Source organism: Betaproteobacteria bacterium, from assembly GCA_016791345.1.
Classification (GTDB): Bacteria; Pseudomonadota; Gammaproteobacteria; order Burkholderiales; family JAEUMW01; genus JAEUMW01.
This window is the reverse complement of record JAEUMW010000147.1, coordinates 1-3,956: the sequence shown is the minus strand read 5'-3', so window position 1 is coordinate 3,956 and position 3,956 is coordinate 1. Positions and strand designations below refer to the sequence as shown.

General features: G+C 68.5%; 5 protein-coding genes. 3 read left to right on the top strand and 2 right to left on the bottom strand.

Features of this window, described 5'->3' with window-relative positions; translation table 11 throughout:
- Nucleotides 1-3: 3 nt before the first annotated feature.
- Both JNK68_06035 and JNK68_06030 read right to left on the bottom strand, forming a co-directional pair.
- Nucleotides 4-1,356 carry a TolC family protein gene (locus JNK68_06035; protein MBL8539915.1) on the bottom strand — a complete coding sequence of 451 codons (1,353 nt, stop codon included), beginning with the start codon at nt 1,354-1,356 and terminating at the stop codon, nt 4-6.
- 128 nt (nt 1,357-1,484) lie between these two features.
- Nucleotides 1,485-1,856, bottom strand: coding sequence for a hypothetical protein (locus JNK68_06030; GenBank protein MBL8539914.1), 372 nt, complete (start codon nt 1,854-1,856; stop codon nt 1,485-1,487).
- Between the two features lie 65 nt (nt 1,857-1,921).
- On the opposite strand from JNK68_06030, the gene JNK68_06025 reads away from it, so the two are divergent.
- From JNK68_06025 to bamC, 3 genes are all read left to right on the top strand, one after another.
- Nucleotides 1,922-2,533 carry a class I SAM-dependent methyltransferase gene (locus JNK68_06025; GenBank protein MBL8539913.1) on the top strand — a complete coding sequence of 204 codons (612 nt, stop codon included), beginning with the start codon at nt 1,922-1,924 and terminating at the stop codon, nt 2,531-2,533.
- Between the two features lie 31 nt (nt 2,534-2,564).
- Nucleotides 2,565-3,446, top strand: coding sequence for a 4-hydroxy-tetrahydrodipicolinate synthase (locus JNK68_06020; protein ID MBL8539912.1), 882 nt, complete (start codon nt 2,565-2,567; stop codon nt 3,444-3,446).
- A gap of 13 nt (nt 3,447-3,459) precedes the next feature.
- A partial coding sequence (bamC, locus tag JNK68_06015; GenBank protein ID MBL8539911.1) for an outer membrane protein assembly factor BamC occupies nt 3,460-3,956 on the top strand: 497 nt, incomplete at its 3' end.

Here is a 3,956-nt window from a genome sequence, read left to right as displayed (position 1 = left end):
GGTTCATTGCGGTCCCTCCCCTGCACTCTGCGCGCTCGCGCCGTCCACTTGCGCCCCGGTCAGCAGTTCGATCTCCGCCAACGCCTTGTTGTATGCCGCGACCGCCGTCGCCTGCGCGATCTCGGCGTTGAACACGGTCATCTGGCTATCGAGCACGTCGCGGAAACCGAGACGGTTTACGCGATACGCCGCGAGCGACGCCTCCACGGCGAGCCGCGCCTGCGGCAGGATCGTCGACTCGTACAGACGCGCCGACGCGAGGCTCTCCTCTGCCACCGCGGCCTGATGGTGGAGCTGCATCAGGATGTCATTGCGCTGCGCCTCAAAGAGGTCGAGCGCCTGCCCGCGCATCGCTTCGGCCTCGGCCACCTGCGGGCCGAGCTTGGTATCGCGCCACACCGGCAGATTGATGGCGACGGTAAAGATCACCATGTCCGAACGATAGGCGCCGTCCTGCGCGCGGTCGCGCTGGCCGTAGGCGAACTTGAAGTCGAAGTCCGGGTAGTAGTCCTTCTCCGCCAAGGCGAGCACCTTCTGACTGCGGGCGATGCGGCTCTGCAGCCCGAGAAGTTGCGGCTGCGCAGCGATGGCGTCGTGGTCGGTAGCCGCCGGCGGCGGCAGGGGCGCGCTGGCGAGGGCGAGCGGCTGCGGCACGACGACGCGATGACCGGGCGGGCGGCCGAGCGCCGCATCGAGCTCGCCGGCGACCTCCTTCTGCGCGCGCGCGAGCCGGATGAGTTCCTCCGCCATGCCCGAGCGCTGCAGTTCCCCCTTGAGGACGTCGGCCTGACTGCCCTGACCGACCGCGTACTGCGACTGCGCGATGCGCACCAGCTGCTCAAGCGTGTCCCGATTGCGCCGCACGAGCCGCGTCGTAGTCGCGTTGAGCGCGAGCCCGTAGTACGCGACGCGCACGTCGCGCACGGTTCGATTGACGGTCTCGCGGGCGCGCTGCCGGCTCGCCTCGGCATCCTCGCGCGCGACCTCCTCCCGCAGCTGCCGCTTGCCGGGATAAGGCAGGCGCTGGCCGACGCCGATCATCTTCATGGTCATGTCGTCCTGCCGGAAGCTGAAGGTGTTCACCGGCAGATTGAGCACGCCGACCTCCAGCATCGGATCGTTCAACGCGCCCGCCGGCGCCACGCGCTGCTCGGCTGCATCGATTTCGCGGCGTGCTGCGCGGACCTCGGGATTCGCCTGCAGCGCCTCGTCGATCAGCGCAGCGAGCGGGGCCGGCGTCGTGTCACCGGCCGCAGGCGGCGGCGCAGCCGCAAAGCCCGCCTGCGCGAGCGCCGATGCCGGCAGGCCGGTCGCGGCGAGAACCCAGCATAGTGCAATGAAACGTGCGATCGTCATCTCGCTCCACCCATAGCTCCGGTGCCCGCGCGAGCGGCACGGACACGCGCCCGACGTGAAGTCGGACCGAAGAGCCGCGCGAGCGCTGCTTCATGCGCGCGCGGGTCGTGACTACCAGGGAATCGGAGCTACCCGACGGGGGGGCGGTCGAGACGTTCGAGCACGACGCCGGCAATCACTTCCGGCGCCGTGAAGACAGGCTGCAGCGGGAAGACGGAAAGCGTGTCGCGTGCGGTCATGGGCAGCGCAGCTGCGGTGCACGCCTGGCACTGCGCGCAGCCGTTGCACGGCTTCCACGCGGCGCTCTTGTCGGCGCCGTGCGAGGTCGCGTCGTCCTGCATCGACGCTTCGTGACACGGCGCCGCAGCGCTCGGCGCAGGCTCCACGCACGCGATCATGCGCGACGCAGCGACCGCCTGCCAGGGCAGGACAGCGACGAGAAGCACGGCGAGCAGACGAAAGAGGCGACAGCGCATACGCAGATTGTACGCGGTAATCACCCTGCCCGTCCCGCTGCGCTCGCGCATCGGAGGCACAGCGCACGCTCGATGATAAGCTCCGCGGCATGCCTTCCCGTCCCGGTGATCACCGCAGTGACTGCCCCTCGGCCTGGATCGAGCGCTTCGCTCCGCTGATCCCGGAAGGCGGCACGGTGCTCGATCTCGCCTGTGGCTGGGGCCGCCACGCCCGGTATCTCGCGCATCGGGGCTGGCATGTCCGTGCCGTGGACCACGACGCCGAGGCCATCGCGTCGCTCGCAGGCCTGCCGAACGTGAGCGCGCAGGTGGCCGACCTCGAGCAGGGGCCGTGGCCGTATCCGGGCGCCCGCTTCGACGCCGTGATCGTCACGAACTACCTGTGGCGCCCGCTGCTGCCCACGCTGCTCGACGCGCTCCACGGCGCGGGTGTGCTCCTCTATGAGACCTTCGCCGCCGGCAACGAACACTTCGGCAAGCCGTCCAACCCCAACTTCCTGCTGCAACCGGGCGAACTGTTGGACGCAGTGCACGGGCGCCTCGCGGTCATCGCCTTCGAGGATCTGTGCGTTGATGCGCCCAAGCGGGCGATGGTGCAGCGGATCTGCGCCGTCGGTGCCGCGCATGAGCTGGCGGCCCGCGCAAACCCCGGTGCACTGCTCGGGTTTTCAGCCTTGGGCAGGCCGCAGCGCTTCCGGTAAACTAGCGTATTTTTTTTGGACGCAGGGTCTCATGCTCACAGGCAGTCTGGTGGCAGTTGTCACCCCCATGCACGAGGACGGCAGCCTCGACCTGGATACATTTCGTGCGCTCATCGACTGGCACGTGGAACAGAAAACCAACGGCCTCGTCGTCGTCGGCACCACGGGCGAATCGGCCACGCTCGACTTCGAGGAGCACTGTCTCGTGCTCCGTGTGGCGGTGGAACACGCCGCCGGCCGCATTCCGATCATCGCCGGCACCGGCGCCAATTCCACCAGCGAGGCGATCGAGCTTTCCGTCTGCGCGAAGGATGCCGGCGCGGTCATGAGCCTGTCGGTCGTCCCGTATTACAACAAGCCGACGCAGGAAGGTCTGTACCGCCACTTCAAGGCGATCGCGGAGGCGGTGGATCTGCCGATCATCCTCTACAACGTGCCGGGACGCACCGCCTGCGACATGGCGAACGACACGGCGCTGCGGCTTGCCGAAGTGCCCGGCATCTGCGGCATCAAGGACGCCACCGCCGATCTCGCACGCGCCACCGATCTCGTCGGGCGCGCGCCCAAAGGCTTCGCGCTCTACACCGGCGACGACGCCACCGCGCTGCCGTTCCTGATGATGGGCGGGCATGGCGTCATCTCCGTCACCGCCAACGTCGCGCCGCGCCTGATGCACGACATGTGCGCCGTCGCGCTGGCGGGCAACTTCGAAGAGGCCAAGCGCATCAACCAGCGGCTGTTCGGCCTGCATCGCCACCTGTTCGTCGAGGCGAATCCGATTCCTGCCAAGTGGGCGCTGTACCGCATGGAGCGCATCCGCAACGGCATCCGGCTGCCGCTGGTGCCGCTCTCGGCGGCGGCGCAGCCCGTGGTCGCGGAAGCGATGCGGCGCGCCGGCATCGACGTCGCGTAGGATGAGGCCGACCATGAAACCGATACGCACCGCGGCGGTGATTCTTGCCATAGCCGCGGCCCTCGGAGTGTCCGGCTGCAAGACCTCGCTCTTCGAGGGCAAGAAGATCGACTACAAGTCGGCGAACAAGACACGCCCGCTGGAGGTGCCGCCGGACCTCACGCAGCCGAACGTCGACGAGCGCTACGTCGTGCCCGACGTGAATCCGGGCGGCACGGCCACCTATTCCGATTACGCGCGCGATCGCGGCAATCAGCCGGCGACCACACCCGCTGCCGAAGGCGTCCTGCCGGCCGGCGAGAACGTGCGTGTCGAGCGTTCCGGCACGCAGCGCTGGATCGTGGCGCGCGGCGATCCCGCGCAGCTGTGGCCGACGGTGAAGGATTTCTGGCAGGAGAACGGTTTCGTCATCGCCCAGGAAAACCCCAGCGCCGGGACCATGGAAACGGACTGGGCCGAGGATCGCGCCAAGATCCCGCAGGACGGCGTGCGTTCGATCCTCGGCAAGTT

Excerpts from the sequence above, each read along its gene's own strand:
- JNK68_06020 (MBL8539912.1), top strand. The coding sequence starts at position 2,565 with ATGCTCACAGGCAGTCTGGTGGCAGTTGTCACCCCCATGCACGAGGAC.
- JNK68_06025 (MBL8539913.1), top strand. The coding sequence starts at position 1,922 with ATGCCTTCCCGTCCCGGTGATCACCGCAGTGACTGCCCCTCGGCCTGG.
- JNK68_06035 (MBL8539915.1), bottom strand. The coding sequence starts at position 1,356 with ATGACGATCGCACGTTTCATTGCACTATGCTGGGTTCTCGCCGCGACC.